The 26,968-nt window shown below is 69.5% G+C and carries 18 protein-coding genes and 1 pseudogene; 15 read left to right on the top strand and 4 right to left on the bottom strand.

Annotated elements, in window-relative coordinates:
* Window positions 1–113 precede the first annotated feature (113 nt).
* The 3 genes and pseudogenes from mobF (at window position 114) to GD880_RS12870 (ending at window position 5,712) form a co-directional block, all read left to right on the top strand.
* Entirely contained in the window at window positions 114–3,536 is a 3,423-nt protein-coding gene (gene mobF / locus GD880_RS12860) for a MobF family relaxase (protein WP_152232017.1), read from the top strand.
* Window positions 3,537–3,966: 430 nt separating this feature from the next.
* Window positions 3,967–4,135 (top strand): annotated as a pseudogene (locus GD880_RS21260) (bifunctional DNA-formamidopyrimidine glycosylase/DNA-(apurinic or apyrimidinic site) lyase); the annotation flags it as partial.
* Between the two features lie 665 nt (window positions 4,136–4,800).
* Window positions 4,801–5,712, top strand: a complete 912-nt coding sequence (locus GD880_RS12870) for an ABC transporter substrate-binding protein (RefSeq protein WP_193314493.1) — start codon at window positions 4,801–4,803, stop codon at window positions 5,710–5,712.
* Window positions 5,713–5,809: 97 nt separating this feature from the next.
* Here GD880_RS12870 and GD880_RS12875 read toward each other — a convergent pair whose 3' ends face one another.
* From GD880_RS12875 to GD880_RS12885, 3 genes are all read right to left on the bottom strand, one after another.
* Entirely contained in the window at window positions 5,810–6,919 is a 1,110-nt protein-coding gene (locus GD880_RS12875) for an OsmC family protein (RefSeq protein WP_193314494.1), read from the bottom strand.
* Between the two features lie 158 nt (window positions 6,920–7,077).
* Complete coding sequence (locus tag GD880_RS12880) at window positions 7,078–7,860, bottom strand: ABC transporter ATP-binding protein (RefSeq protein ID WP_152232020.1); 783 nt, start codon at window positions 7,858–7,860, stop codon at window positions 7,078–7,080.
* Window positions 7,857–8,750 (bottom strand): ABC transporter permease, encoded by an 894-nt coding sequence (locus GD880_RS12885; RefSeq protein WP_152232021.1) that lies wholly within the window; start codon window positions 8,748–8,750, stop codon window positions 7,857–7,859. The genes GD880_RS12880 and GD880_RS12885 overlap by 4 nt, the downstream gene beginning before the upstream one ends.
* A gap of 904 nt (window positions 8,751–9,654) precedes the next feature.
* On the opposite strand from GD880_RS12885, the gene GD880_RS12890 reads away from it, so the two are divergent.
* The 9 genes from GD880_RS12890 to GD880_RS12930 all read left to right on the top strand — a co-directional run bounded on the left by GD880_RS12890 (window position 9,655) and on the right by GD880_RS12930 (window position 20,839).
* Window positions 9,655–11,181 (top strand): ABC transporter substrate-binding protein, encoded by a 1,527-nt coding sequence (locus tag GD880_RS12890; RefSeq protein ID WP_193314495.1) that lies wholly within the window; start codon window positions 9,655–9,657, stop codon window positions 11,179–11,181.
* A 10-nt stretch (window positions 11,182–11,191) separates the two neighbouring features.
* Window positions 11,192–12,253, top strand: coding sequence for an isocitrate/isopropylmalate dehydrogenase family protein (locus GD880_RS12895; protein WP_152232023.1), 1,062 nt, complete (start codon window positions 11,192–11,194; stop codon window positions 12,251–12,253).
* Between the two features lie 8 nt (window positions 12,254–12,261).
* Window positions 12,262–13,209, top strand: a complete 948-nt coding sequence (locus GD880_RS12900; protein WP_152232024.1) for an ABC transporter permease — start codon at window positions 12,262–12,264, stop codon at window positions 13,207–13,209.
* The gene (locus tag GD880_RS12905) at window positions 13,209–15,212 is read left to right on the top strand and encodes a dipeptide/oligopeptide/nickel ABC transporter permease/ATP-binding protein (protein ID WP_152232025.1); all 2,004 of its coding nucleotides are present in this window, start codon (window positions 13,209–13,211) and stop codon (window positions 15,210–15,212) included. Before GD880_RS12900 ends, GD880_RS12905 begins: the two co-directional genes overlap by 1 nt.
* The gene (locus GD880_RS12910; protein WP_226909633.1) at window positions 15,205–16,224 is read left to right on the top strand and encodes an ABC transporter ATP-binding protein; all 1,020 of its coding nucleotides are present in this window, start codon (window positions 15,205–15,207) and stop codon (window positions 16,222–16,224) included. The genes GD880_RS12905 and GD880_RS12910 overlap by 8 nt, the downstream gene beginning before the upstream one ends.
* A gap of 39 nt (window positions 16,225–16,263) precedes the next feature.
* A complete protein-coding gene (locus tag GD880_RS12915) occupies window positions 16,264–17,472 on the top strand; it encodes an LVIVD repeat-containing protein (protein WP_152232026.1) in 1,209 nt (402 codons plus the stop codon).
* Window positions 17,473–17,576: 104 nt separating this feature from the next.
* Window positions 17,577–18,716 (top strand): MFS transporter, encoded by a 1,140-nt coding sequence (locus tag GD880_RS12920; protein WP_226909642.1) that lies wholly within the window; start codon window positions 17,577–17,579, stop codon window positions 18,714–18,716.
* Between the two features lie 67 nt (window positions 18,717–18,783).
* Window positions 18,784–19,857, top strand: coding sequence for an Ldh family oxidoreductase (locus tag GD880_RS12925; RefSeq protein WP_152232028.1), 1,074 nt, complete (start codon window positions 18,784–18,786; stop codon window positions 19,855–19,857).
* Window positions 19,858–19,921: 64 nt separating this feature from the next.
* The gene (locus GD880_RS12930; protein ID WP_193314497.1) at window positions 19,922–20,839 is read left to right on the top strand and encodes a LysR family transcriptional regulator; all 918 of its coding nucleotides are present in this window, start codon (window positions 19,922–19,924) and stop codon (window positions 20,837–20,839) included.
* Between the two features lie 83 nt (window positions 20,840–20,922).
* On the opposite strand, the gene GD880_RS12935 is transcribed toward GD880_RS12930, so the two are convergent.
* Complete coding sequence (locus GD880_RS12935; RefSeq protein ID WP_152232030.1) at window positions 20,923–21,930, bottom strand: ABC transporter substrate-binding protein; 1,008 nt, start codon at window positions 21,928–21,930, stop codon at window positions 20,923–20,925.
* Window positions 21,931–22,348: 418 nt separating this feature from the next.
* Here GD880_RS12935 and GD880_RS12940 point away from each other — a divergent pair, with 418 nt between their 5' ends.
* From GD880_RS12940 to GD880_RS12950, 3 genes are all read left to right on the top strand, one after another.
* Window positions 22,349–23,179: a PaaX family transcriptional regulator gene (locus tag GD880_RS12940; RefSeq protein WP_152232031.1), complete on the top strand. Its 831-nt coding sequence runs from the start codon at window positions 22,349–22,351 to the stop codon at window positions 23,177–23,179.
* 138 nt (window positions 23,180–23,317) lie between these two features.
* Window positions 23,318–24,820 carry an FAD-dependent monooxygenase gene (locus GD880_RS12945; RefSeq protein ID WP_226909634.1) on the top strand — a complete coding sequence of 501 codons (1,503 nt, stop codon included), beginning with the start codon at window positions 23,318–23,320 and terminating at the stop codon, window positions 24,818–24,820.
* Window positions 24,813–26,906, top strand: a complete 2,094-nt coding sequence (locus tag GD880_RS12950; RefSeq protein ID WP_226909635.1) for an acetate--CoA ligase family protein — start codon at window positions 24,813–24,815, stop codon at window positions 26,904–26,906. Before GD880_RS12945 ends, GD880_RS12950 begins: the two co-directional genes overlap by 8 nt.
* The last annotated feature ends 62 nt before the right edge of the window (window positions 26,907–26,968 follow it).

Below are 26,968 nucleotides of genomic sequence, written 5' to 3' on the forward strand. Positions count from 1 at the left end.
TGGACGGCGTGATGGTTCGTCCAGGTATCCCCACGCCTCTTGCAACCGAGGGCTGAGCGCCCCCGAGCACCCGGCGGGACCCGCACACCTACCTCCTAAAGGTAGGTGGGGCGATGACCGTCACGATCCGCAAGATGAGCGCGGGCAAGGGGTACGAATACCTGCTGCGGACCGTCGCCGCGGGCGACGGAGACAGGTCGCTGGCCACTCCACTGACTAGGTACTACACCGAGGCCGGCACGCCACCGGGACGATGGATGGGCTCCGGCCTCACCAGCCTCGCCTCCGGCATCGACGCCGGTGACGAGGTCACCGAGGACCAGCTCAGGCGACTGATCGGGCACGGCGCCCATCCCGTCACCGGCGAGCCCCTCGGCGGTAGGTACCGGGTCTTCCAGAAACCGGCAGCCGGCCAGCTCCGCCATGCCGTCGCGGGCTACGACCTGACCTTCTCGATCCCGAAGTCCGCCAGCATCCTGTGGGGAGTCGCCGACGCCGGGACCCAGGCGATCATCGCCGACGCCCACCACGCCGCCGTCGCCGAGGCGCTCGACTTCCTCGAGCGCGAGGTCGTCGCCACCCGCGTGGGCGCCAAGGGGCCGAAGGGCGCCGTCGCGCAGGTCGCCGTCACCGGGGTGCTCGCCACCGCCTTCGACCACTACGACTCCCGCGCCAATGACCCCCACCTGCACACGCACGTCGTCATCTCCAACAAGGTCAACACGGTCCGTGACGGCAAGTGGCGCACGATCGACGGCACCGCGCTGCACGCCTGGGTCGTTGCACTCTCCGAGCTGCACGAGGCCACCTTCAGCGACCACCTCACCCGGGCCCTCGGCGTCGGCTGGGAGCGGCGCCCGCGCGGCCGCGACCGCAACCCCGCCTGGGAGATCACCGGTGTCCCGCACTCGCTCGTCGAGGAGTTCTCCCGCCGCTCCCAAGGCATCGACGCCGAGACGGACCGCCTCATCGAGGACTACGTCGCCCACCACGGCCGCCGTCCCCGCCGCTCGACGATCATGAGGCTGCGCCAGCAGGCCACCCTGTCCACCCGCCCCTCCAAGGAGATCCACTCGCTCGCCGACCTCACCGGGCTCTGGCGGCGCCGCACCGCCGACTACCTCGGCACCGACCCGGTCGCCTGGGCGCGGCGTTCGACGACGAACCCACCGGCTCGGTTGCTGCGCGCAGACGACGTCCCGCTCGACGTCATTGCGGACGTTGGCCGCCGCGTCGTCGTCACGGTCGAGGAGAAGCGGTCGACCTGGCGACGTGCCAACCTTTACGCCGAGGCAGCCCGCCAGACCCTCGGGTGGCGGTTCGCCAGCACCGTCGACCGGGAGGCGATCACCGGCCTCGTCGTCGACGCCGCCGAGCGTGGCTCGCTGCGTCTCACCCCGCCGGAGCTCGCCACCAGCCCAGTGGCGTTCAGGCGCGATGACGGCACCAGCGTGTTCCGGCCCAAGTACTCCACCGTGTTCTCCTCCGAGCACCTGCTCGCGGCCGAGGACCGGCTGCTCAAACGCGCCGCCGCGATGACCGCACCCACCGTGGCGATCGAAATCGTCGACGCGATCACCGCCCAGCCGGTCAAGGGCAACCGACTCAGCCCCGAACAGGCGCAGGCCATCGCGACGATCGCGGTGTCCGGCCGTCAGGTTGACCTCCTCGTCGGCCCGGCGGGCGCGGGCAAGACCACGGCCATGACTGCGCTCTACCGTGCCTGGACCCGCCAGCACGGCAGGGGCAGCGTGATCGGCCTGGCACCCAGTGCCGTCGCAGCCGCGGTGCTCGCCGACGACCTCGGCATCCCCTGCGAGAACACCGCCAAGTGGCTCCACGACCACCAGCATGGGCGGACGGCCTTCCGGAAGGGCCAGCTCGTCGTCATCGACGAGGCCACCCTCGCCGGCACGCTCACCCTGGACCTGATCACCGGCCACGCAGCCGCCGCGGGAGCCAAGGTGCTGCTCGTCGGTGACTGGGCCCAGCTGCACTCGGTCGACGCCGGGGGAGCCTTCGCGATGCTGGCCGACGCCCGCGGCAACGCCCCGGAGCTCGTCGACATCCACCGCTTCACCCACGCCTGGGAGAAGACCGCTTCCCTCGACCTTCGTCACGGCCACCCCGAGGCCATCGACACCTATCTCGCCCACGATCGGGTGAGCGAGGGCGACGCCGATGCCATGACGGATGCCGCCTACCGAGCCTGGCGCGAAGACATCACCGCCGGCCGAGCAAGCGTCTTCATCGCCGACACGTCGCACACGGTCCGCGACCTCAACGCCCGCGCCCGCGGCGAACGCCTCCTCACCGGACAGACCCACACCGGCCCCGAGGTCCGCCTCGTCGACGGCACCTACGCCTCCGCCGGCGACTGGATCATCACCCGGAAGAACGACCGCCGCCTGCGCACCCTGCGCTCCGGCTGGGTCCGCAACGGCGACCGCTGGTGCGTCAGCGCCGTGTGCGGCGACGGCTCCCTCGTCGTCCGGCGCCTCGACCGGAAGGCCGGCGGCGCCGTCGTGCTGCCAGCGGCGTACGTCGCCGCGCACGTCGACCTCGGCTACGCCATCACCGCCTACCGCTCCCAGGGCATCACCGTCGACACCGCCCACGTCGTCGTCTCCGACGCCACGACGCGGGAGAACCTCTACGTCGCGATGACCCGGGGCCGCGACCACAACCAGGCCTACGTCGTCACGCAGGCCGCCGACGACAACCACGGCGCACCGCTCGGCGAGGAGGTCACCGCGAGATCGGTGCTGCTCCGCGTGCTCGCCAACCGCGGAGCCGAACTCTCGGCCCACCAGACGATCACGGCAGAGCACGAAACGTGGAGCTCCATTGCTCAGCTCGCCGCCGAGTACGAAACCCTCGCCGCGGCCGCGCAACGCGACCGCTGGGCCAGCCTGCTCCGGTCCTGCGAGCTCACCGAGGACCAGATCGACGACGTGCTCGCTTCGGAAGCCTTCGGCCCCCTCGCCGCAGAACTGCGCCGCGCCGAGGCCAACGGCCACGACGTCGACCGCCTCCTGCCGGCCGCAGTCGCGCGCCACGGGCTGCGCGACGCCGACGACATCGCCGCGGTCCTGCGCCACCGGGTGCACCTTGGCACCAACCAACGAGCCGGTGGCCGCGCCCGGCGCCCGCGCCTCATCGTCGGTCTGATCCCCGAAGCCCTCGGCCCGATGGAGCCCGAGATGCGTCAGGCCCTTGACGAACGCCGCGACCTGATCGAACAGCGCGCCCGGGCGCTCGCCGAGGAGGCCCTCAGCACGAGGACACCGTGGATCAGAGCACTCGGTCCCAAGCCCACCGATCGAGCCGCGTCCGTCCGCTGGGCGGAGGGCACCATCACCGTCGCTGCCTACCGCGACCGGTACGGCGTCGCCACAGCACAACCTCTCGGTGGACAGCCGGCCACGGATGCCCAGCGCCTCGACCGAGCACGCGCCACGTGGACCCTGCGAAGGTTCGATGTCGCGACCGTCAACATACCGCGGCGCGACAACGGCCCGCGGCTGAGCTTGTGAGCCCCTTTATTGGCCGTGGTCGATGCCTGCATCGGCGCAGGCGGTCAAGACTACGGGCCCCCGCGGGGTTCATCCGGGACCGTTCCACGGCCGGGGCGATTCGCCCCAGCCTCGGATTCCGCCCCTCCTGCCCCGGGGCCAATTGCGTCCCCTCGATCCGGCGCTGCGCGACTACCGCCGCCGCTGGAATCCAGCTCGCCGGTCCGGGCGTGTAGTCCATGGCCACCACGCTGGCCGCGCGGCATCACTCACTTCGTACCCCCACACGATCTACGCCATCACCCGAAACACGCGTTCACGCTGCTCACCGGGCATACCCCCGGACACCTTTGATGCGCCCGCGCTCCACGAGGTTGTCCCTGCCCTCGGCCCACACGCGTCGACGGGCGAGGGCGATGAGGGCCTGGCTGTGTCTCTTGCCCTCGTCGCGGTTGCGGTCGTAGTGGTCATGCGTGAGGCGCTGGCGGTGGGTGGGACGAGCTTCGACGGGTTGTACGTCGACGTCGAAGGTGCTGCCGGTTCTGCGCCCGGTCCCTCGCTGTGTATGGCCGCGCCGGGCTGCCCTGCCCGCAATGCGGGCGCCGGTGTGCCGTGAGTAGTTCATGAACCGCAGCTTCTGCTCGTGCCCACGAGTGCCAGCGGCGCCCGGCGGCCGCGACGGCCCGAGGCGCGTCCCACGGGGTGTGTCAGCTGCTTGACGGGCAGTGGGCAGGGCTGACAATCCCTCGATGAAGGCAGCCGTCGGGCGCCATCGGGAGGACCGGATCGGCCCGGACGGCAGAGTGCGGGGAGCGGAGATGCCGCCAACCCGAGCCGAGAGCGTCGATCGGAAGCAGTGACTGTCGCGTCCTGCCGCCGCGGCGAACACCGGTGTGAGGTGATGCCTCGCTATGTTGCATTAGAGCAACGACCGGCACGGAAGTGTGGCAACATCATTGACGTACTCCCGGGCGGACTCGATCATGGACGGGAAGCGTCCGGCAGGGTGGTCGGGCCGCGGTGGTGTACGGACCAACTGGGACAGCCGGGCGGTCCGCGTTGCCGAGGGCTCCACCCCAGCGACGTGCCCTCCACGACCGAGAGGAATGACCCGATGCAACGACGCACAGGACTGATGAGGCACCGTATCTTTGCCGTGGCAGGAGCCCTCGGCATCGCACTGGTTGCTGCCGGTTGCTCCGGCGGCGACGGCCAGGGCAAGAGTGCCGCGGCTCCGGATCCGGGAACGACGTCCCAGGGCGCCGGAGGGAAGGCCGGTGGCGAGGTGTGTGACCCGATCAACTTCGCCACCATCGACGACGACGCCCACCGCGTGGGGTGGTACGCACTGACCAACGGCCTGATCGAGTCGGACATCCTCACGGAGTTCGACGTCTCCTACCTGGCACTGCCCGCGCTGGCGCAGGCCGCCGGCACCGGCGAGTACCAGATCATGCAGGCATCGCTCGCGGTGGTGCCGTTCGCGCGGGCCAGCGGAGGGATCGACTTCCGCTTCCTGGGCTTCGGCAGCGGGTATGGCGGCAACGGCCCCGCCTTCTACGTCCAGGCCGACAGCGACATCACCTCACCCGAGCAGTTTGCCGGCAAGACCCTCGGCGTGCAGGGATTCACCTCGGTGTTCGCCAGAGAGGCGCAGTTAGTGCTCGCCGAGACCTATGGCCTGGCATTCCCGCTCGAGGGTGGGGACATCACGTGGGTGGAGCTCGACCCACCGACCCTGCTGAACGCCGTCAAGGAGGGTGACGTCGACGGCGCAGTGCTCGCCTACCAGGCGGGCTGGCTCGCCGAGCAGGACACGGCGCTGAAGAACATCGGCCAGCTCGACGCCCTGTACTCCGAGGCGACCGACGGTTCGGTCGCCTTCGGCTCAGCGATCATCGCGGAGAACGAGTACATTGAGGCCAACGGGGAGTGCGTGGCGGAGTTCCAGCGGATGGCCGAGGAGTCGACCAAGTACGCCGAGGAGCACTACACCGAGTTCGCCGACGAGATCGTCGAGGCGACCGGCGTGTCGCCCGAGTACCTCGACTACTACTGGTCGACGGACGAGAACTACATGTTCTACGGCGGCCTGGACGGGGAGTGGGTCAGGTCGGCCCAGGCCTTCTACGACGTCATGACCGAACACGGGCTCTACCCGGAGAGCCTTGACGTGGAGGCGCTCGTCGTCGACTGAGGTCAGGAGCGCTGCTCCCGCCCAGCGACGAGCCGGCCCCCACCACAGCCCAGCGTGGTGGGGGCCGGCTCCTTCGGTGCCGGTGGCGTGCCGCCCCTCAGTGCACGCGAGCGGTCGCGTCGACGCCGAAGCTGACCTCGACGTTGCTCGCGAGTGCCCGGTGGGCGTAGCAGATGTTCGCGGCCAGTGTCATCAGTGCCGTCGTCTGGGCGTCCTCGCAGCGGCCGTTGAGGAAGACGTGGGTGGCCAGCGGGTCCGCTGTCGCACGCGTGCGGTCGATCTCGAAACGACTTACCTGGGTCAGCCGCGCCCGCTCCAGGGGCAGGCGGCGGACGGCGACGTACCGGCACAGCTGGGTGTGGTAGCAGAAGGCCGTCCCGATGCTGAAATACGCCAGCGGGCTGGGCGCCACGGTGTCGGCGGGGTCGGACAGCAGGGACCACCGGTCGCCGGTGACCTCGGGGAAGCCGACAGTGGTGCGCACGGTGCCCAGCCGCGGATCGAGCTTCCCCCGGGCTTCGACGTGGAACTCCACCGCACCGTCGCTGTCGTCGGTCACTACGTGCGTCCGGTCGGGATGTCCCGGCTCGAAGCCGACGACATCCCCCAGCTGCTCGTCCGTCGGCTCGGGTACCTCGGCGTACTTCCGCAGCGGGTCCACCGCGGGGGCACCGTGGAGGGCGGGGATGCCGTGCACCGCCGTCGGGCGTCCGTTGCTGTGCAGCCCGAACCGGCCCTCGCGGGCAGTCGCCACCGCGGCGACCGCGGGCGAGGTGGCGATGGCGTGCGCGACGAGCGCGTCGAGCTCGGCCGGGGTCGCCGCGCCGTCGACGGCGACGTCGATCCGCAGGTCGAAGACCTTCGCCACCGCCTGAGCCCGGACGAAGGAGCCGGTGGCGGCGAACCCCTGCCGCACCGTGCCGCTCAGGGAGGTGAGCGTGACGCCACGCTCTCGGGCCGCAGCGGCGACTCTGGTGAGGATGTCGGCATGCAGGCCGGCACCCCAGTACATCAGCGGAGCGGGTGCCAGGTTGGTGCCGCGCAGGTAGGTCCCCTCGTCGGCCTCGAGGCGCCACATGCGGCCCGTCGATGTCGTCTCGACCAGTCCGCGCTTGTGGAAGCCCTCGAGGCCCATGACCTCGACGGTGTACGTCTCGGCGCCGTGGCCCAGCAGGTGCAGCGGCGAGTGGCCGGCCCGTGGGGTCACCGGCGCCGCAGCTTGCGATCCGACATCCATGGAACAGTCTTCCTTCCCGGCCCGGGAAACCTAGCCGCGGGCCACGATCGTCGTGATTGGCGTTGCCGCAGGAGCCGTTGCGCCAGGCAGTAGCGGGCTCGCTGTCGAGCCCGCCCGGGCCCCGCCGACTATCCGAGGTTGCTCTCGGTGAGCTCTTCGACCGCCGGGTCGTCGCCGAACTTGGCGACGATCTGTTTCCGAATGAGCTGGAACTGCGGGGAGAGGGGGTTGGCGGGGTGGGAAAGGTCGACAGGAATGTCGGCGAGCATCGTGGTGGGTTTGGGGGAGAAGACCACGATCCGGTTGCCCACGATGATCGCCTCGTCCACGTCATGAGTGACGAAGATGATCGTCAGGCCTGTGCGCTCCCACAGGCGCACGATCTCGTCGCGGAGCTGGTGTCGGGTCTGGACGTCCAGGGCGCTGAAGGGCTCGTCCATGAGCAGGATCTCGGGCTTGACTGCCAGGCCACGGGCGATAGCCACCCGCTGCTGCTCGCCGCCGGAGAGAACGTGGGCGGGGCGCTTGGCCAAGTGCTCGATGTCCACGGTCGCCAGGGCCTCACGGGCCTGTTGGCGCAGCTCGTCCTTGCTGCCGGGCATCCCGCGCAATTGCATGCCGAGCACTACGTTGTCCAAGGCGTTGCGCCACGGCACCAGGCGGGGCGCTTGAAAGACGTACGCCAGCCGGTCCCACGCCTCCCAGGTAGGCCGCTCGCCCACTCGCACCTCCCCGCCGTGGTGGCTGGTCAGCTCACCGATGATGCGCAGCATCGTCGACTTTCCGCACCCGCTCGGGCCGAGCAGGCACACGAACTGGCCCTGCTCGATCGTGAGATTCATGTGGTTCAGGACTACCTCGGTGCCGTACTGCACCTTCAGGTCCTCGATCTTCACTGCTGGGGCGCTCATGCTGCTCCTCCACCGCTACGCCGGGCGAACATCTGAGACATCGGATCGAACACGAAGCGCTCGACCACCGTGACGATGACCAGGACCACCACGATCGTGGCGAATACCGTCGGGGTGTCGAAGGCCTGCCGGGCCCGGTTCATCACCAGGCCCAGGCCCGACCGGGCGCCGAAGAATTCGGCGATCAAGGCCACCTTCCAGCCGACCGAGAAGGACAACCGGACGGCCGCCAGCACGTAGGGCATAAGCAGCGGCACCTGGATGCGGAACAGCATCTTCACCCGGGACCTGGTGAAGCTACGGGCCATCTCCTGCAGGCCGGCGTCGAGGTTGCGCATGCCCTCCCACATGTTCACCATGCAGAACGGGATAAGGATCAGCGTGACCACCACGATCACGGCCGAGTTCCCCACTCCGAACCAGATCACGCCCAAGATTGCCCACCCGAGCGCGGGAACACTGTTGAGGAACGGCAGCAAGGCCTTGGTCACCAAGGACTCCGTCACCGGCACCAGCCGGGCGAGGAACACCAGGCCGCTGCCGATCAACAGCGCCAGCACCACCGCCGCCAGGATGCGCACCATCGAGGTCCAGGTGTGCACTGACTCGGCGGTGAACAACAAGTCGATGGTGCGCCGCGCCACGTCGAGCGGCTGGGGGACCGTCAGGGGCGAGCTGTTCTGCGCCGCCCACCACCACATGGCCAACGCTGCGAGCGGCCCCAGGACCGCCAACGCCGTCCGCGCCCGAACCATTCGCAGACTACCGGCGCGCGATCGTCCCGAACGCACCCGCTCACGTGAGCTGCGGCCACCCGTCGGCGTCGACGCACGGCTGTCCGCGCCGTTCGGTAGGCGGTCGCCGATCACTTGCGGCTGCGCCTCGCTCACGACCGGCTCCTGTGTGTCTCGCACAATGTTGTGACTCCTTAAGACTTGTCCACCTGTAGCGGCTCGGCGCGTGGGAGATGCCGGGGTTGAGCGGGAGGTGCGATAACCGCTGTACCCAAGAGACGAAGAATCAGACGGCTGATATCCGCGGTAGGTCAAATCGATGGGCGCACCCTCGCGTCCGCAGTCCATCTCTGGCTATCGGACATGCCGTCCAGCCCATCCTCCTCCATTGCATAAGTCGGTGGCGGCCGCATGTGATCCGCAACATTAGAGCTCACGGCTTGATCTGTACAAGTAATGCGTGTCGATAGGTCGCATCAACGCTAGTGATCAGTCGTAGGGTGCCGATGGCCCACGGCCAGTCCGGTTCGCCCCCGTTGTGAGTGGGGGTGCGCGGCGTTCACGGCAGCGCCCCTGCGCCGGCACGCCCACATCACGTTGAATGATGAGATGTATCGATTCCCATTGCTTGCAGGAATCCCACGCGGCCTCCTAGTGTGCTGAATCACAGACGGTCGACGGAGAAATAGCACGGCCGGTTCGCAGCCACATCGCCGCGAAGGAGCGAGCACTGTGATTGTCGAGTTACCTCCCAAGCTCTCGGGATGAACGAAGGTTGGCCGGAGTCCACAGCGTCAACTGGGACGCGCGGCTCCGCCGGGCCCTAGGTTTCGCGCCCCGCCGAAAAGGCGTTCGCCAGGCCCCTCTCGGAATCACTGATGGTTCCCCCGCGCACCACCCGGCTGTCGGAGCGTCCCGCGTGGGCCGGCACCGGAGCGAGCGGCCGCACCGATTCTCAGCACCACCGCCATCGGATCGCTCAGCAACTCAACTTTCGACAATGAGAGGCAAAACCATGATTGCTCGACCGCAGGTCCCGGGTGTCCGTGCACACCGACGGGTGGCCGTCTCTGTGGCGGCGCTTGCCATCCTCCTCGCGGGATGCGCCGCCGGCGCCGAGTCGACGGAGTCGGAGTCCACGGGGGACTCCCAGGACAAGGGTGTCCTGAAGGTCGCTCTCGGTCGCGAGCTCCCCATTCTCGACCCGTACCTCTCGGTCGCGAACAAGGACCTGGAGTTCTACTTCGCCTTCTACGACCGTCTGGTCCACGTCGCGCCCGACTACACGCTCGTTCCCGGGCTGGCCGAGTCCTGGGAGTTCGCCGAGGACATGTCCTACCTCGAGCTCAAGCTCCGTCAGGGCGTCACCTTCCACGACGGCGTGCCGTTCAACGCGGAAGCAGTGAAGAAAAACTACGAGCGCGCCATCTCCGAGGGCACCGGCTCCATCGTGACGGACCTGGCCGACGTCACCGGCGTGGAGATCGTCGACGACTACACCGTCAGGTTCATGACGGCCGTGCCCGTCTCCAACCTCCCCGCCATCCTCTCCGACCGCGCCGGCATCCAGCCCAGCCCGGAGATGTCCGAGGGATCGGACCACGTGGCCGGCTCCGGGATGTACGAGATCGACCGGTACGAGCCTGGTGTGGGCCTCTCTCTCAAGCCCTTCGCAGACTACTGGGACAAGGAGGCCCAGGGCCTGGCGGGACTCGAGTTCAGCTTCCTGACCGACAGCTCTGCGATCTTCAGCGCTCTGCAGTCGGGGCAGCTAAACGCGGCGCCCATCGACATCCCGCAGGCCGAGCAGGCCCGCGCCGTCGGGCTCCAGATCGACGACAAGCCCACAGTCGGGGTCACCATCATCAGCCTGAACTCCGACCGTGAGGGGCTCGACGACGCGCGGCTCCGCCGCGCCATCAACGTCGGGATCGACCGGCAGGCGCTGGTCGACAAGCTGGCATTGGGCGCCGGTGAGCCGACCTGCCAGTGGTTCCCCGAGGGTATGGCCGAGCACGACCCCGAGATGGGGCTGGAGCCCTGCGCATACGACCCCGACGAGGCGCGCCGCCTGGTCGAGGAGGCCGCCCCGGACGGGTGGACGCTCACGCTCTCCCACATGTCCGACGACTTCGCGAACACCCAGTTCGCCCAGGCCGTGGTGGAGATGTGGAAGGAGGTCGGCATCAACGCCCAGCTCAACCCCGTGGAGTCGTCCGTTGCGATCGGGCTCCTCAACGACACCAAGGAGATCACCGCCCTCGGCGCACCGTTCGCCGGCCGGCCCAGCGCGCTGCAGACCATTGCGCACTTCACCATCGACGGCGGGTTCGGCGTGTTGGGCGACGCACACCTGAGCGACAAGCGCGAGGAGCTCTACGCCCAGGCGCGTGCGGCAGCCGACCCTGACGAGCAGGCAGGCCTCGTCCGGGAGATCAGCGCCGAGATGGTCGAGAACTCGGCGGTGCCGATCCCGCTCTATTTCGAGCGTGCTCCGCTCGCCTTCACCAAGGACGTCCACGGCCTGGAGAAGTACGTCTCGAACAAGCTGGAGTTCCGAGGCGTCACCGTCGGCTCAGCGAGCTGAGGAAGGTCTCATGCGCAGCTACTCCATCTGTCTGATGCCCGGTGACGGCATCGGCCCCGAGGTCATCGGAGCCGCGAGGGAGGTGCTCACCGCGGTGGCCGGCATGTCTGGGGCGGTGGACCTCTCGTTCGACGAGCACCGGATGGGCCACGAGGCCTACAGCGACGGCTTCGAGCCCCTCTCAGAGACGGCGATCCAAGCGGCACTGACCGCCGACGGCGTGCTCGTCGGCGCAGTGGACACCGTCAGCTTTCCCGAGCACGTCGCCCAACCGACGCGCACGCTCCGGGAACGGCTGGAGGTCCGTGCGAGCGTGCGGCCCAGCCGGAACTTCCGCGGTGTGCCCTCCAGGTTCGACGGCGTGGACCTCGTAGTCGTCCGGGAGGTCACTGAGGGCTTATACGCCGGCATCGAGGAGTACGTCGGGCAGAACGAGGTCCGTGCGGCGCGCGTCATCACCCGAGGAGCGTCCTCCCGAGCGGCACGTGTCGCCTTCGAGGCCGCCGCGGGACGAAGAAAGAAGGTGACGGTGGTGCACAAGCTCGGGGCGCTGCCCCTGTCTGACGGCATGTTCGTCGCCGCCGCCCGCGAGGTTGCCGACGAGTATCCGGACGTCGAGCTCGAGCTTCGCAACGTGGATGCATGCGCCATGGAGATGGTCGAGCACCCCGAACGCCTCGACGTCGTCCTGTCCACGAACGCGTTCGGGGACATTCTCTCCGACGTGGCGGCCGGGGTCGCCGGCGGCATCGGCATCGCACCGTCCGCCTGCGTCGGCACGCACGGCAGCTACTTCGAGCCCGTGCACGGCACCGCGCCGGACATCGCCGGCCGAGGGATCGCAAACCCCATGGCGGCCATCCTCACCGCCGCGATGATGCTGCGTCACCTCGGTGAGGAGGAGCTGGCAGTGACGGTCGAGGACGCGGTCGAGCGGGTGCTCGTGCAGGGCCGTCACCTCACCGCCGACCTCGGTGGCGAGGCCACCGGCGCCGAGGTGACAAGAGCGGTCATCGGGCAGCTCACCGTCGGTGGGCGTCAGGCGGTCGCCGCAACGCGTACCGAGAGGTAGAGGCAGGCATGGCAGTTGTGGTCCTCCGACGGCTCGTAAGTGTGGTGCCGCTGTTCGCGGTCGTGAGCGTCGTCGTGTTCCTCATGGTGCACATGGTGCCCGGGGATCCCGCCGTTCTAGTCGCGGGCGACTTCGCCTCGCCCGAGCAGATCGCCGCCGCACGCGAGATGCTCGGCCTCAATGACCCGCTGTGGCTGCAGTACTGGAACTGGCTGCTGGCCGCGCTGCAGGGCGATCTGGGTGCCTCGTTCCTGCCTTCCTCGCAGAGCGTTACGGAGGCGCTCGCGGCCAGGGTCCCGGTCACGGCATCGCTCATCGGCGGGGGCATCGTGGTCGCGCTCGTGCTCGGCCTTCCGGCGGGCATCGTGTCGGCACGGTTCCGCGACACCTGGATCGACCGGGCGACCCTCCTCACGGCCACGATCGGGTATGTGGTGCCCGGGTTCGTGTTCGCAATCATCGTGGTCTCGGTGGTGAGCATCCGGCTGGGCCTGCTGCCCGCAACGGGGTACGTCTCACCGGCCGTCGATCCGGTCGCTTGGATGCGCCACCTGATCCTGCCAAGCCTGGCGGTCGGGATCGGGATCTTCGCCTTCGTGGCCAACCAGTGCCGCGCCTCACTGATCGAGGCGCTGGGGCAGCCCTACGTGCGGACGGCGACGGCGAAGGGTCTCCTGCCTCAGCAGGTGCTGATCAAGCACGCGTTGCGAAACGCCGCCGTGCCAGTCGTGACCTCGGTGGGCCTGCAAATCGCGTTCGCGATCGGCGGCTCCGTCCTCATCGAGGTGGTGTTCGGCCTCCCCGGGCTCGGCTCGCTGGCTGTCAGCGCCATCCAGCAGCGTGACTTCCCCATGATCCAGGGCGTCGTCCTCGTGAGCTGCATCTGGGTCGTCGTGGTCAACCTCCTCGTCGACATCGTTCACATGGCGCTCGACCCGAAGGTGAGGACTGCGTGATGACCAAGCACGAGGGCCGGAACCGCTGGGGCGGGGCCGGTATCCGGAGATTCATGCGACAGCCCATGGCCATCGCGGGTCTCGCCGCGCTCGCCGTCATGGCATTGATGGCCGCCGTGTACGGCCTGTTCATCCCCGGAGGGGCCGCCACCAACCAGGACGGCATGCCATTCCAGGCGCCCCTCGGCGCGGCGGGTCTGCTCGGCACAGACAGCCTTGGCCGCGACGTCCTGATGCGCATGTGGGGCGGAACCGAGGTCGCCGCCGTCACTGCCTCGGTGGTTCTCCTCGTGGCGATGAGCCTAGGCGTGCCGGTCGGCGTCGTCGCCGGGTACTGGGGTGGCCGGCTCGACCAGGTCATCATGCGCGTCGTCGACGGCGTCATGAGCTTCCCGGCGATCATCCTAGCTATGGCTGCGGTCGCCGTTCTTGGGCCCGGGCTCATGAACGCGCTGTTCATCATCGGGGTGATCTTCGCGCCCCGGTTCGCGCGGCTGGCCCGGGCGTCGACCATCTCAGTGCGGCACCAGGGCTATGTGGAGGCGGCGATCGTGGCCGGGCTGCCACGTCGCCGCATCATCACCCGGCACGTCCTGGCCAACATCCGGGGGCCTTTGCTCGTGGAGATGGCGCTGACCTCTGGCAACGCAATCGGCGCCGAAGCAGCACTGAGCTTCCTCGGTCTCGGCGTGCAGTCCCCGGATCCCAGTTGGGGAAACATCCTCTCCGATGGATACCGCGGCATCTTCCTCGCCCCCTGGCTCGTGGTGTGGCCCTCCGTGGCGATCGGCCTGACGGTCCTGGCGTTCCACGCCGTCGGTGACGGGCTCACGGACGCGCTCGGCATCGAGAGCCGCGTGCGGCGGGTTCGACGCCGAGGGGCCCCCGTTGCTGGTGAGGCTGCCGCAGCCGTTGCCGCGGCCGGCTCCCCGGCGCCGGCGGGCTCCACCGCCAGGGCCGTGATCCCACCATCCTCGGAACAGGCGCCCGCTGCCGACGACACCGTGCTGGAGGTCGCGGACTTGCGGGTGAGCGTGCTGGCCCAGTCGGGATGGACGCCCATCCTCAGAGGCGTGGACCTGCGCCTGGCGCCTGGTGAGATCCACGGCCTTGTCGGGGAGTCCGGATCCGGCAAGACGATGGCAGGGCAGGCACTCATGGGCATGATCCCGCCCGACACCGCCCGCATGCGGGCGGCGAGGTTCGCACTTGACGGGCGCGACCTGCGCGGTCTGTCGAGCCGGGCGATGGCGGACGTGCGAGGAAACGACATCGCGATGATCTTCCAAGACCCGATGTCGAGCCTCAACCCATCGTTCAAGGTCGGCGAGCAGATCGCCGAGAGCGTCCGCAGGCACACCGGCGCCTCGCGGCGGGTGGCCTGGGCGAAGGCCGTCGAGATGTTGCGCCTCATGCACATCCCCAGCCCTAGCCGTATCGCCGACTGCTACCCGCACCAGCTGTCCGGCGGCATGCGCCAGCGGTGCGTCATCGCCATGGCGCTCTCGTGCGATCCGAAGGTGCTGATCGCAGATGAGCCGACGACGGCGCTCGACGTGACGATCCAGGCGCAGATCCTGGACCTGATCAAGGAGAAGAGCCAGGAGCTGAACATGGCGGTCCTCTTCGTCACCCACGACCTGGGGGTGGTCGCCGACGTGTGTGACCGCGTGTCGGTCATGTACGCGGGCCAGATCGTGGAGACCGCGGCGGTGGAGGACATCTTCGCCCGGCCGACTCATCCGTACACCCGCGCTCTTCACGACGCGACACCCCGCCTTGACACGATCGCCCCCGCAGTCGCGGCGCTGCACGGGGGCCCCCCGCAGTTCGACGAACTTCCACCCGGCTGCAGCTTCGCCGCGCGCTGCGCCTGGGCGAGCGACGCGTGCGCCGCCAGCCCTGTCCTGCTCGAGCCGACCGCCACCGGGTCGACACGGTGCATCCGGCGCCAAGAGCTGGATCTCGCCCTCATTCCGCAGAAGGAGCTGAGCCGTGATTGACGGTGCACAGACGCCGGTCCTGGAGATGGAGGACGTCCACGTCTCCTTCCGTGTGCGTGCAGGAGGATGGCGCGGTGGGCGCGTGCAGGCCGTCGACGGCGTGAGCCTGACGGTCGAGCGTGGCGAGGCACTGGCCCTGGTGGGCGAGTCGGGCTCGGGCAAGTCCACGTGCGCGCGGGCCATCACGGGACTCGTCCGGCCGTCCGATGGGACGATCCGCGTGAACGGCGTCGAACTAGGACGGCTGCACGGCCGGGCGTTGCGCGAGCACCGCGGCAAGGTCCAGATGGTGTTCCAAGACCCCTACTCCTCCCTGGACCCCTCCATGGTGATCGGGGAGTCGATCGCGGAGGTGGTCGCGCTCACGGACCGCCTGCGGGGGAAGGCGCTGAAGGACCGGGTGGCCGAGTTGCTCGGCTTGGTCGGGCTGCGCGCAGAGCACGCCACCCGGTACCCGCACGAGTTCTCCGGCGGTCAGCGCCAGCGGATCGCCATCGCGCGCGCACTGGCCAGACGCCCCGAGCTAGTCGTCATGGACGAGGCCATCAGCGCGCTCGACGTCTCCAGCCAGGCCCAGATCATCGAGCTTCTCGTGCGGCTGCGCGCAGAGCTCGGGCTGTCCTACCTCTTTATCTCCCACGACCTCTCGGCCATGCGAGCCCTTGTGGACCGGGTCGCCGTGCTCTACCTCGGCCGGCTCGTGGAGATTCGGTCCGCCGATGAGTTCTACGGCGACCCGGCACACCCCTACTCGGCGTCGTTGATCACGGCGGTGCCGACCCCCGACCCGGTCGCCCAGCGCAAGCGCGAGCGGGTCGTCATCGCGGGGGAGATACCGGACCCGGCCAACCCGCCCAGCGGGTGCACCTTTCACACCCGGTGCCCGCACCGCATGGACGTCTGCGCTCAGCAGCGCCCAGCCACCCGCGAGCTGCCGGACGGCGGGAGGGTGGCGTGCCACCTTCCCGGCCCCGTCAGCGCCACCTTTGCGGTCTCTGCACCGCCGGCATGACAAGCGAATTCTTTCCCGCCCACTGAACAAGGAGACATCTTGACCACGACGACATGGAACCCGGACGTCATGAACGCCGAGGCGTCGGGACTGCGCGTCATCGGCTGGACGGACCTCAACGGGTCCGGTGACGCCATGCACATCAACTTCCACCGCAACGGCAAGTACGCCTATGTCGGGCACATGGGCGACACAGAGATCGGGACGTCCGTGGTCGACATCTCGGACCCGCGGAACCCTGTCGTGGTCAACCAGCTCACCAAGCCGGACGGGGTCCGGTCCCACAAGGTCGCCGTCGTGGACGACCTCCTCGTCGTCAACTATGAGGGCTACCCCTTCCAGCCGGTCGACCCCGCCCTGGCGACCGGGTTCAAGGTCTTCTCGCTCGAGGACCCGGTGAACCCCCGTGAGCTCGCCTACTACCACATGCCCGGCAAGGGCGTGCACCGCATGAAGTTCACCGAGATGCCCTACTGCTATGTCAGTGGCAGCGACACCGGGTTCCACGAGGACCGGCAGACCTTCATGATCATCGACCTCAGCGACCCGGCGAACCCCAAGGAGGTCAGCCGCTGGTGGTTCCCCGGTATGAACACCGGGGCGGGGGAGACGCCGACCTGGCACCCGGACCGGTGGGTGTGGAACCATCACGCCCACATCGTCGGTGACCGGGCCTACTGCGCCTGGTGGGACGCCGGAGTCATCATCCTGGACATCTCCGACAAGACCCGGCCGACCCTGGTCAGCCACCTGACGTTCGACGACCTCAGCGCGCCCCCGCGCGTAGCGGGCTCGGTCCACACGGTGATGGCGATCCCCGAGAAGAACCTGCTGATCGTGACGGAGGAGGAACTCGAGGACGGCGTCGCGAGCTACAAGAAGTACGTGCGGGTCATCGACATCGCCGACGAGCAGCGGCCCCGTCAGATCAGCATCCTGCCCGAGCCCCAGGGCGACTTCGCCCATCGGGGTGGCCGGTTCGGACCGCACAACCTCCACGAGCGCCGCCCGGGCACGTACCAGAACCCCGATGAGGTCTTCGTCACCTACTTCAACGCCGGCGTGCGCGTGTACGACATCAGCGACCCTTTCTCCCCGCGAGAGATCGCCTACCACGTGCCGCCGGCGCCGACGGGGGACCGTCCCATCCACATGAACGACCTCATCGTCGACGCCGCCGGGCGGGTCTACGTCACGGACCGGCACGGCGGCGGGCTGTACATCATGGAACGCACAAAAAATGCCTAGGCCGGCCCCCGCCGCGTCGCCCGATCGGCGCCTGCGTGGCTGACCGGTGCCCGGCAAGCGGCGCGGTGCGCAGGTCGCACCGCGCCGCACTGCTCGCCGGCGGGATGATCGGCCCTTTCGCTGGGCTGATGACCACCTCGGTGCTGCCGGAGCTCGGCGCTTCCTTCGGTGTCGGCGCCGACACGGCGTCGCTCTCCGTCATGGCCTACACCCTGCCGTTCGCCGCGACGATGCTCTTCTCGGGACGGCTCGGCCAGCGGTGGGGCGTCGAGCGGACCGTCGCACGGACCTACTCGCTGTTCGTGGTCGCCGCCCTCGCCTGCGCTGTCGCGCCCGTCTGGTGGGTGTTCCTGACGTCCTTCATGGCGTTGGGGGTGCTCAACGCCTTCACCACGCCGCTGATCATGGCCGTCCTGGCCAAGGTCACCGAGCAGGCCCGCCTCGGCAGGGTGCTCGGGACGATGGGCGCGTTGGCGGCGACCGGCACGCTGTCGGCCCCGCTCGTCAGCGGGATGCTCGCCCAGTTCTCGTGGCGCTACGCGTTCGTGTGCCTGGCGGTGGCGGCCCTGGCGCTGCGCCTCGTCGGCGTCCCGGCCGCACCCGGGCAGGGCGCGCCCCACGTGGTACCGGTGCCGGTGGCGGGCCGAAGCCGAACCCTGTGGTTGTGCGGCATCAACCTCATGGTCGGGACCGGCGTGGTCGGGCTCGGCTTCCTCGTGGCTCTTTTCGCCGACGACACCCTCGGCTCTGGGTCCGCCGAGCGCGGGATCATCCTCATGAGTGGCGGGGTGGCGTCGTTGGTGCTCGCCCCACTCATCGGTGCTGGGCTCGACCGCTGGGGCGCGATGCGTGTGGGCGGCGCCGCGCTGCTCACCAGCGCGAGCTGCATCGCGCTGGTGCCTACCGGGGCGACGTCGGCGCTGGCACTGGCGGCCCTGTGGGCGGCGGCGTCGGCAGGGGCCCAGGGCGTGGGCGTGGCGATCAACAAGTACGTGCTCGGCACCCCGGGCGGACCGTCGACGATCTCCTTCGTGCAGGCCTTCCGCTTCTTCGGGATGGGACTCGCTCCGGTGATCCTCCTGCCGGCCCACCGGCAGGTGGACGGCGGGGGGTTCTTCCTGGCCGCGGCACTGGTGGGCGCGGCGCTCCTCGTGCACCTCGCCGCCAGGCCGGTGGACGACCGCTCGCTCGCAGCACGCGTCGGTGCCACAGGAGACGCCAGGGAACACCGGCCGGACCGCTGACGGGCACCTGAACAGCTGACGGAGGCTGGTCCCAGGACGGGCAGCCGATGAGAGGAAGGACCGCACGATGCGACGAACTGACCCAGCCGTGCTCCACCGCATCACCACGAGCGTCTTCAAGGCGGTCGGCACACCGGAGGACATCGCGTCCGACGTCGCCGAGGTGCTGGTCGACAACCACCTGGCCGGACACGACTCCCACGGCGTCCTGCGGATCGCGCAGTACCTGCAGTGGATCCGCGAGGGGCGCATCGTGCCGCACGCGCGCCCCGAGGTGCTGGCCGAGACAACGAGCACGGCGCTGATCCGTGGTCACATGGGGTTCGGCCAGTCCGTTGCGCTCGCCGCCACAGACCTGGCCACCACCAAGGCGAAGGAGAACGGCGCCGCTGCCGTGAGCGTCGTGGATCTCGGGCACACCGGCCGGCTGGGCGCCTTCACTGAGCGTGCAGCCCGGCGTGGGGTGGTCATGTTCATGACGGTCGGCAGGGGAGGGCCCCCCATGACCGTGCCGTACGGGGGGGCTGAGCCCTCGCTCGGCACGAACCCGGTGGCGTTCTCATTGCCGCGCGGGCCGCATGCCCCAGTCACCCTCGACTACGCGACCTCCGCCATCGCGAATGGCAAGCTCATGCTCGCGCGAGCAAAGGGCGAGCCGGTTCCGGAGGGGGCCATCGTTGACCGCGAAGGTGCGCCCACCACCGATCCGGAGGACTACTTCGCAGGCGGTCACCTGCTGCCCTTCGGCGGCCACAAGGGATATGCGCTGGCGGTGATCGCGGACCTGCTCGCGGGTCCGCTCACCGGCGCGGACCGCTATTCGGGAGCCGTGATGGAGACCGGCGTCTTCATCTTCGCTGTGGCGAGCGACGCCTTCCGGCCCGAGCCCGACTACCTCCACGCCATGGACAGCGTCACCCGCCGCATCACCGATGTCCCGGCCGCGCCCGGCTTCGACGCCGTCCTGCTGCCAGGGGAGCCGGAGAGCCAGACCCGCGGAGTCCGGACCGCCGACGGGATCCCCCTGCCCGCGCAGACGCTCGCAGAGCTCGCCCGTATTGCCACCGGCCTTGGGCTCCCGGTGGACGAGCTGGGCCTGTCGGCGCCATCCGCCGGGGCGGCGCGCGCCACCACCCTCTAGACGATTGCGGCTCGCGCTGGCCGATACGATCTGTTCAGCGGGCCCGTCGGGAGGATTGTGTCGGATGGAGCTTTCCCGGATCGATCTCAACCTGTTGGTGGCGTTGGACGCGCTGCTGACCGAGCGCAGCGTCACCCGCGCCGCCGACAGATTGTCCGTTGGTCAGCCGGCCATGAGTGCCACGCTGGTGCGGCTGCGCAAGCTCTTCGATGACGAGCTGCTATTGCGGCAGGGGCGCGGCATGATCCTCACGCCGGTCGCCGAGGCGCTAATCGAACCGGTCCGGGATGTGATCCGGCATGTCGAGGCGGTGTTCGCGGCGCGGCAGACGTTCGAGCCCTCCACCACGCGGCGGACGTTCTCGGTCACGGCCAACGACTACGTGACGCGAGTCTTCCTGCAACCACTGCTGGAGGTGCTCGCGGCCGAGGCGCCCAACCTGTCCTTCGATATCAACGCGGTGCGGGACGACTACGAGACCCGGCTCAGCCGCGAGGAGACGGACCTGCTGATCATTCCCAGCCAGGTCTTTCCCGGGCACACCCAGTACTCCCACGAGGTGGTCTTCCAGGACCGCTACGTCTGTGCGGTCGATGCCGACAACGCTGACGTCGGTGAGGTGCTGACCCTGGAGCAGTTCTCCGAGCTGCCCTACGTGGCGTTCAACGTGGGTCTCCTGCGCTCACACGTCGAACTCCAGCTGGACGCCCAGGGGATTGCGCGCAACACCCAAGTGAGCATCCAATCCCCAACGGTGGCGCCGTACCTGCTGCGCGGCACCCGGAGGGTGACGATCATCCAAGAGCGCCTGGGGCGGGCGTTCGACGAGGCGGCACGCCTCCGGCTTGTCGAGCCCCCTGTGGAACTCGCACCCGTGACGATGGTGATGGTCTGGGGCCGGCACGCCGAGCACGACCCCGGGCACCGTTGGTTCCGGCAGCGCGTCGCCGCCTTCGCGCAGGAGATGATGCAGGAGGACTGAAGGCACCATGGGCTGGGCCTGTGGGCGGCGGGTCATCGCCAAGCACCGACGGAGCCCGAGGCCCCGCCGTCGGCTAGCCTGCGTCAGGCCTTCGGTAGCAAGGAGCTGACCTCGACCGGGTTGGAGATGAGCCCCTGCCGTTCGGCGAAGTCGATCAGGAACTCCAGCTCCGACCTGGTGACCTTGGCATTGAACCGTGGCAGCACCAGCTTTTCGGCGATCGCGGGATCGATCGTCATGTAGGTGCCGAGGACGTCCCGGGTCATGTCCTCGTTCTCCTGGGCGAAGGCCTGAGACTCCTCCATGGCCGCGCTAAATCGCTCGACGACCTCCGGCTCCGACTCCATCAGCCCGGTGGAAGTGAAGTAGCTCGCGATCAGCAGGTCGGGCGTCGTGGCGACGTAGTTGGAGGCCAGCAGGCGCGCGCCCTGATCGAGGGCAATGGTCAGGAACGGCTCCACCACCCATGCCGCTTCGACCTGGCCGCTCTCGATGGAGGGAAGCATGTCCGGGAAGGCGATCTCGGCGAAGGTGACCGAGGAGCCGTCACCACCAGCGTTGTCGACCGTTTCCCGGACCGTCGCGTCTCCGATGCTGTTCATCGTGTTTACGGCCACCCGAGCTCCATCGAGGTCCGCGGGCCCGGAGATGTCGCTGGCCCCGGCGACGATGATGCCCGAGGTGTCGTTGCCATCGACTCCGGTCGAGCTGGACGCAGATGCGACGAGGGGAAGCGCCAGCCCCTGGGAGTGCGCCGTGATCAGCGCGGCCACGTTGCCAAAGCCGAAGTCCAACTGGCCACTGACCACGCCGGGCACCAACGCAGCCGCACCTTGGCTCGACGTCTGCAGATCAAGGTCGAGGCCGTGCTCGGCGAAGATGCCTTCCTGGACGCCCAGGTAGATGGGTGCAGTGTCGACAATCGGCATGACGCCCACCGTGACCTTGGTCGTGCCCCCGGAGCCTTCGGAAGAGCCGTCCCCAGCGGACGTCTGCGAGCTCTGGGCTGCGGTGCCGCTGGAGCCGCAAGCGGTTAGGAGGGTGGCCGCCGCCGCGAGCGCAGCTACCGCGACCGCAAGATGTGTGCGCATGGGTTCCTCTCGGGGTTGACTGTCGGCAGCGTGACGCTGCCATGCCGTCTTCAGGCGCGCGGTCCACCGTCGGACCCGGCCCAGGCAGCTCTGGGCGAACCAGACCGATCATCAGACAATGCGACGCGTGGCGTCAAAGATTTGTCACATGTCGGGTGTGTCGGGTGCGGTCAGGTGGTTCGTGCGGCTTCCAAGTTGTAACGGCGGCGGCCGACGTGATACTCCCACGAGCGTCAACGGTCGTGGCGCCTGCTGACCTCACCCGACCCGTGAGGTAAACGAGGAGGCCCGACGTCGAGCGCGTGTCGGCGCACCGCGGGCCCCTACCTGTCCATGCCCAGCCTAAGAAGGGCCCGCGGCGCGGCCGAGCCATCCGGGTCGCAGGTGACGGGCGGTACAGATGTGAAACGATTGCACGATGAAGCCTCGCGCCCTGCTGATCGACCTCTTCGGTGACTACCTGCGCTACCGCGGCGGCCAGGCCCGTCTTCGTGAGCTCACCGCCCTGCTCGAGTGCTTCGACGTCGGCGCCAGCACGGCGCGGGTCACCCTGGCGCGGCTGCGCAAGGACGGTTGGTTCGAGACCATCCCCGAGGGCCGTGAGGTGAGCTACCGGCTGACCGAGAAGAGCTGGCACATGCTCGACGAGGGGCGTGTGCGCATCTTCGACCGGGCAGACGGGGAGTGGGGCGGTGTGTGGCACATGGTGATCTACTACGTCCCCGAGGCGGAGCGCGCGGTCCGTGAGCGCCTGCGCCGTGAGCTGGCCTGGCTCGGCTTCGGTCCGCTTGCCGCCTCAACGTGGCTCTCCCCCCATGACCGCCTCGCCGCCGTCGAGGAGAAGTTCGGTGGTACGCCGATGCTGCGTCTGGACATGCTGCGTGCGAGGTCGCGAGGACTGACATACGACCGCGACATGGCAGAGCGTTGCTGGGACCTGTCCGGGCTCAATGCCGACTACGGCGACTTCCTCGACCGGTACCGGGCTCGGATGCCCCGGTTCCGCGCCGGCCGGATCCCGCCGCGTGAGGCGCTGGTCGAACGCACCCGGCTCATTCAGGAGTACCGGCAGTTCCCGTTCCGAGACCCCGACCTGCCGGAGGAACTGCTGCCTCCGCGCTGGCGCGGTGGCGAGGCCCACGAGATGTTCCTTGAGGCGCGTGAGTTGCTCCGTGAGGCGGCGGAGGCTCAGGTCGACGCCATCATGTCTCGTCGTGATGCATCTCTGTTGCGGCCGCTAGAATCTTGACACATGTCCTGCCTCCCGTGACGATGGGCACCTCACGTCGTTTCCCGGGAGGTAGTCATGAAGGTCGCGTGCGTCGGTGGTGGTCCAGGAGGGTTGTTCTTCGCAACCTTGCTCAAGCAGCGGGACCCCGCGGCCGAGGTGGTGGTGTTCGAGCGCAATCGGTCGGACGACACATTCGGCTTTGGGGTCGTGTTTTCCGATGCCACGCTGGCGCGAATCCACGAGGCGGACCCCGTTCTGCTGCGTGGCCTGCAGGACCAGGGCCGGCACTGGGACGACATCGAGGTGCGCCTGAAGGGCGACCGGCTGCGCGTCGGTGGCAACGGGATGGCGGCAATCTCCCGGAAGACCCTCCTGCAGCTTCTGCAGGACAGGGCGCGAGAGGTGGGTGTGGACCTGCGCTTCGAGGCCGAGGTGCCCGGCTTGCGCGCCTTGGACGGGTACGACGTGGTGGTTGGCAGCGACGGGGCGAATTCCCGGGTGCGCGAGGAGCTCGCGGCCGAGCTGGAGCCGTCGTTCGACGAGGCCACCGCGAAGTTCATCTGGTTCGGGACTCCCTACATGTTCGAGGGCCTGACCTTCGTGCACAAGCAGAGCCCGTACGGCACCTTCGCCGTCCACGGCTACCCGATCTCGGCAGACGTGAGCACCTTCATCGTCGAGACCGACGAGGCGACGTGGCAGGCCGCCGGCCTCGACGAGTTCGACACCACGCAGCCGCCCGGGCCCAGCGACGAGAAGACGCGGGCGTTCCTCGAGGACCTGTTCGCCGACGAGATCGACGGCCAGGGGCTGCTGGTGAACAACTCCCGGTGGGCCAACTTCCGCACCCGGCGTGCGCGCACGTGGCACGCCGGCAACGTGGCCATCCTGGGCGACGCCGCCCACACCGCCCACTTCTCGGTCGGCTCGGGCACCAAGATGGCCATGGAGGACGCCATCGAGCTCGCCCGCGCCCTCACCGAGCACGACGACCTGGAAACGGCCCTGCGCGCCTACGAGTCCGCCGCCCGTCCGTCGGTCGAGAAGATCCAGGGCTCGGCCCGCCCGAGCCTGTCGTGGTGGGAGCACTTCGGCCGTTACCACGAGGCGTTCGAGCCCACCCAATTCGCGTTCCACTTCATGAGCCGGAGCATCGGCCGGGACAAGATCGCCCGCCGCGACCCCGGCTTCATCGCCGAGGTCGACGCACACTGGCGTGCGCGGCACGGGGCGGAGCCCCGCCACACCCCGATGGCTCTCGGTGATGTCCACTTCTCGAAGCGTGTCGTCGACCTCGTGGAGGAGGGCTCCGGCCCCAGTCTCGAATGCGCGGGCACGCGCCTGGAGCTTGCGTCGACCGTGCCGGGGCGGGGCCCGTGGGGTCTCTGGTTCGAGGCGCCGGAGACCGAGAGCGGCCTGCCGACCGCCATTGAGCGGCTCCGCGGGTACCTGGCGACCGCTCCCGCCGCCGTCGTTGTCCATGGCGGCACCGCGCTCACCCGGGTCCTGGTTGCTGAGCAGGCCCGACTCGTCGAGGGTGTCCCGGCGGCCGTCGTCGAGGCCGAGCCGGACGCTGACCGGGTCACCACCCTGCTGCTCTCCGGCCGCGCCGACCTGGTCGCGGTCCCCGCTGTCGCGAGGGAGCGCGCACATGCCTGAGCTGGTCACCATGGGCACAACCACGGCCACCGGGGTCGACGCCGACCTGTCCGCACTCTTCGCGCCCCGCGGCGTCGTAGTCGTGGGCGCCTCCCGGACGGGCACCAAGCTGGGTTCCGTGATGGCGCGGTCACTGCAAGCGTTCGGCGGGCCGCTCGCCCTGGTCAACGCCCGCAACCCCGACCCTGCGGTCGGGCTGTACCCCTCTGTCGCCGCAGCCGCCGACACACTGGGGGAGCCACTGGACCTCGCCGTGTTGTGCGTGCCCGCCGGGGCGTGCGCGGACGCGCTCAAGGACGCTGCGGCCGCCGGCGTGCGTGCGGCGCTGGTGTGCGCGGGCGGGTTCGCCGAGGCGGGCGGTGATGGCGTCGCCTATCAGGAGCGGCTCGTGGCCGCGTCGCGTGCGAGCGGTGTGCGTCTGCTCGGCCCCAACACCTCCGGGTTCCTCATCCCGCACCGCCGCCTCACCGCCAGCTTTGTGCCCGGTGTGGGCGACGTGCCCGCTGGCGCCGTCGCCGTGGTCGCCGCCAGCGGCGGAGTGAACCACGCGCTCGCGTTCCTGCTGGCCGACGCCGGTGTCGGCGTCAGCCTGGCCGTTGGCCTGGGCAACGCCACCGACGTCGACGCCGCCGACGTCCTGGAGCACCTGGTCGGCGACGACAGCACCGAGGCGGTGGCTCTCCACGTGGAGTCGGTGGGCGATGGACCCCGGCTGTACGCGGCGGTGCGGCGGCTCACCCGCACGAAGCCCGTGGTCGCGCTCGTCGTCGGGCGCAACGACGTCGCCGAGTTCGCCGCATCCCACACCGGGGCGTTGGCCACCTCCTGGCGCACCACCCGTGCCGTGCTGCGCCAGGCCGGCGCCGTCCTCGTCGACGACGAGCGCGCCCTGGTCGACGCCGTCGCCACCCTCTCGCACAGCCGCCTGCAGCCCAACCCCGACCCGGGCGTAGGCATCGTCACCGCCCAGGCGGGGCCCGGGCTGATCCTTCTCGACGCGCTGCGCGGCGCCGGGGTGCGGACCCCCACGCTGACGGAGGACACGCAGGCGCGTATCGCCGGGCTGCTGCCGCCCATGACGTTCCAGCGCAACCCCGTCGACACCGGCCGCCCGGGGGAGACGTTCGGCGACGTGCTGACCGCCGTGGCCGCCGATGCCGGCGTGGACGTCGTGGCCGCGTACGCGCTGGCCGAGCTCGGCAGCACAGAGCAGCTGGCGGCCGCGGCGGCTGCAACGGCGACGGAGGGTGCACCGGTCGTGGCGGGTTTGGGTGGCAGCCCGACCGAGGCGGGTGAGCTGCGGCATCAGCTGCACGCCGCCGCCGTCGCGTCGCACCTGTCGCCCACCGCGCTCGCGACGGGCGTGGCCGCCCTGGTCGAGGACGCCCGGCTGGCGCACCTCGCGCAACAGCCCGACGCGGAGGGCGCGTTCGATGGCCGGTCGGTTCTCGTCGGTCGTGCGTGGGACGAGGACCAGGCGAAGTCCGTCATCGAGGACCTAGGGCTGCGGGCGATGCCGCGGCGAGCGTGCGACGACGAGGAGTCGGCCCACCGAGCGCTCGACGCCCTGGGCGGCCCTGTCGCCGTCAAGCTGCTCGACGCCGCCGTCCTGCACAAGACGGAGATCGGCGGGGTGCAACTGGGCGTGCGGTCGCACGCCGAGCTCGACGACGCGCTGACTGCGCTGCGCGCAGCGGGAGCGTCCCGCTACCTCGTCGAGGCAATGGCCCCGTCCGGTGTCGACCTCATCGTCGGCGCTCACCGCGACGCGGTGTTCGGGCCCATCGTGCTTCTCGGCCTGGGCGGCACCCAGGCGGAGGCCCTGGCCGACGTCACCATGCGCCTGGTTCCCGTGAGCACGGCCGAGGCCGCCGCCATGCCGGACGAGCTCCTCGGTGCGGCCCTGCTCGACGGATGGCGCTCCGGCCCGCGCCTGGACCGAGGCGAGCTGGCTCGTGTGGTGCGTGCCCTCGGTACACAGCTGGCTGCCGATCCCGGCCTGCAGAGTCTGGAGATCAACCCGCTGCGGCTCACCCACGACGGGCTGATCGCGCTCGATGCCGTGATCACTGCGATCGAGAACTGACGCCCGCGGCTTCGTGGGCCCTACGCGATCACCGTGCGGGAAAGGTGCGGAGGGCATTGATG

The organism is Georgenia ruanii (assembly GCF_009193175.1).
Lineage (GTDB): Bacteria > Actinomycetota > Actinomycetes > Actinomycetales > Actinomycetaceae > Georgenia > Georgenia ruanii.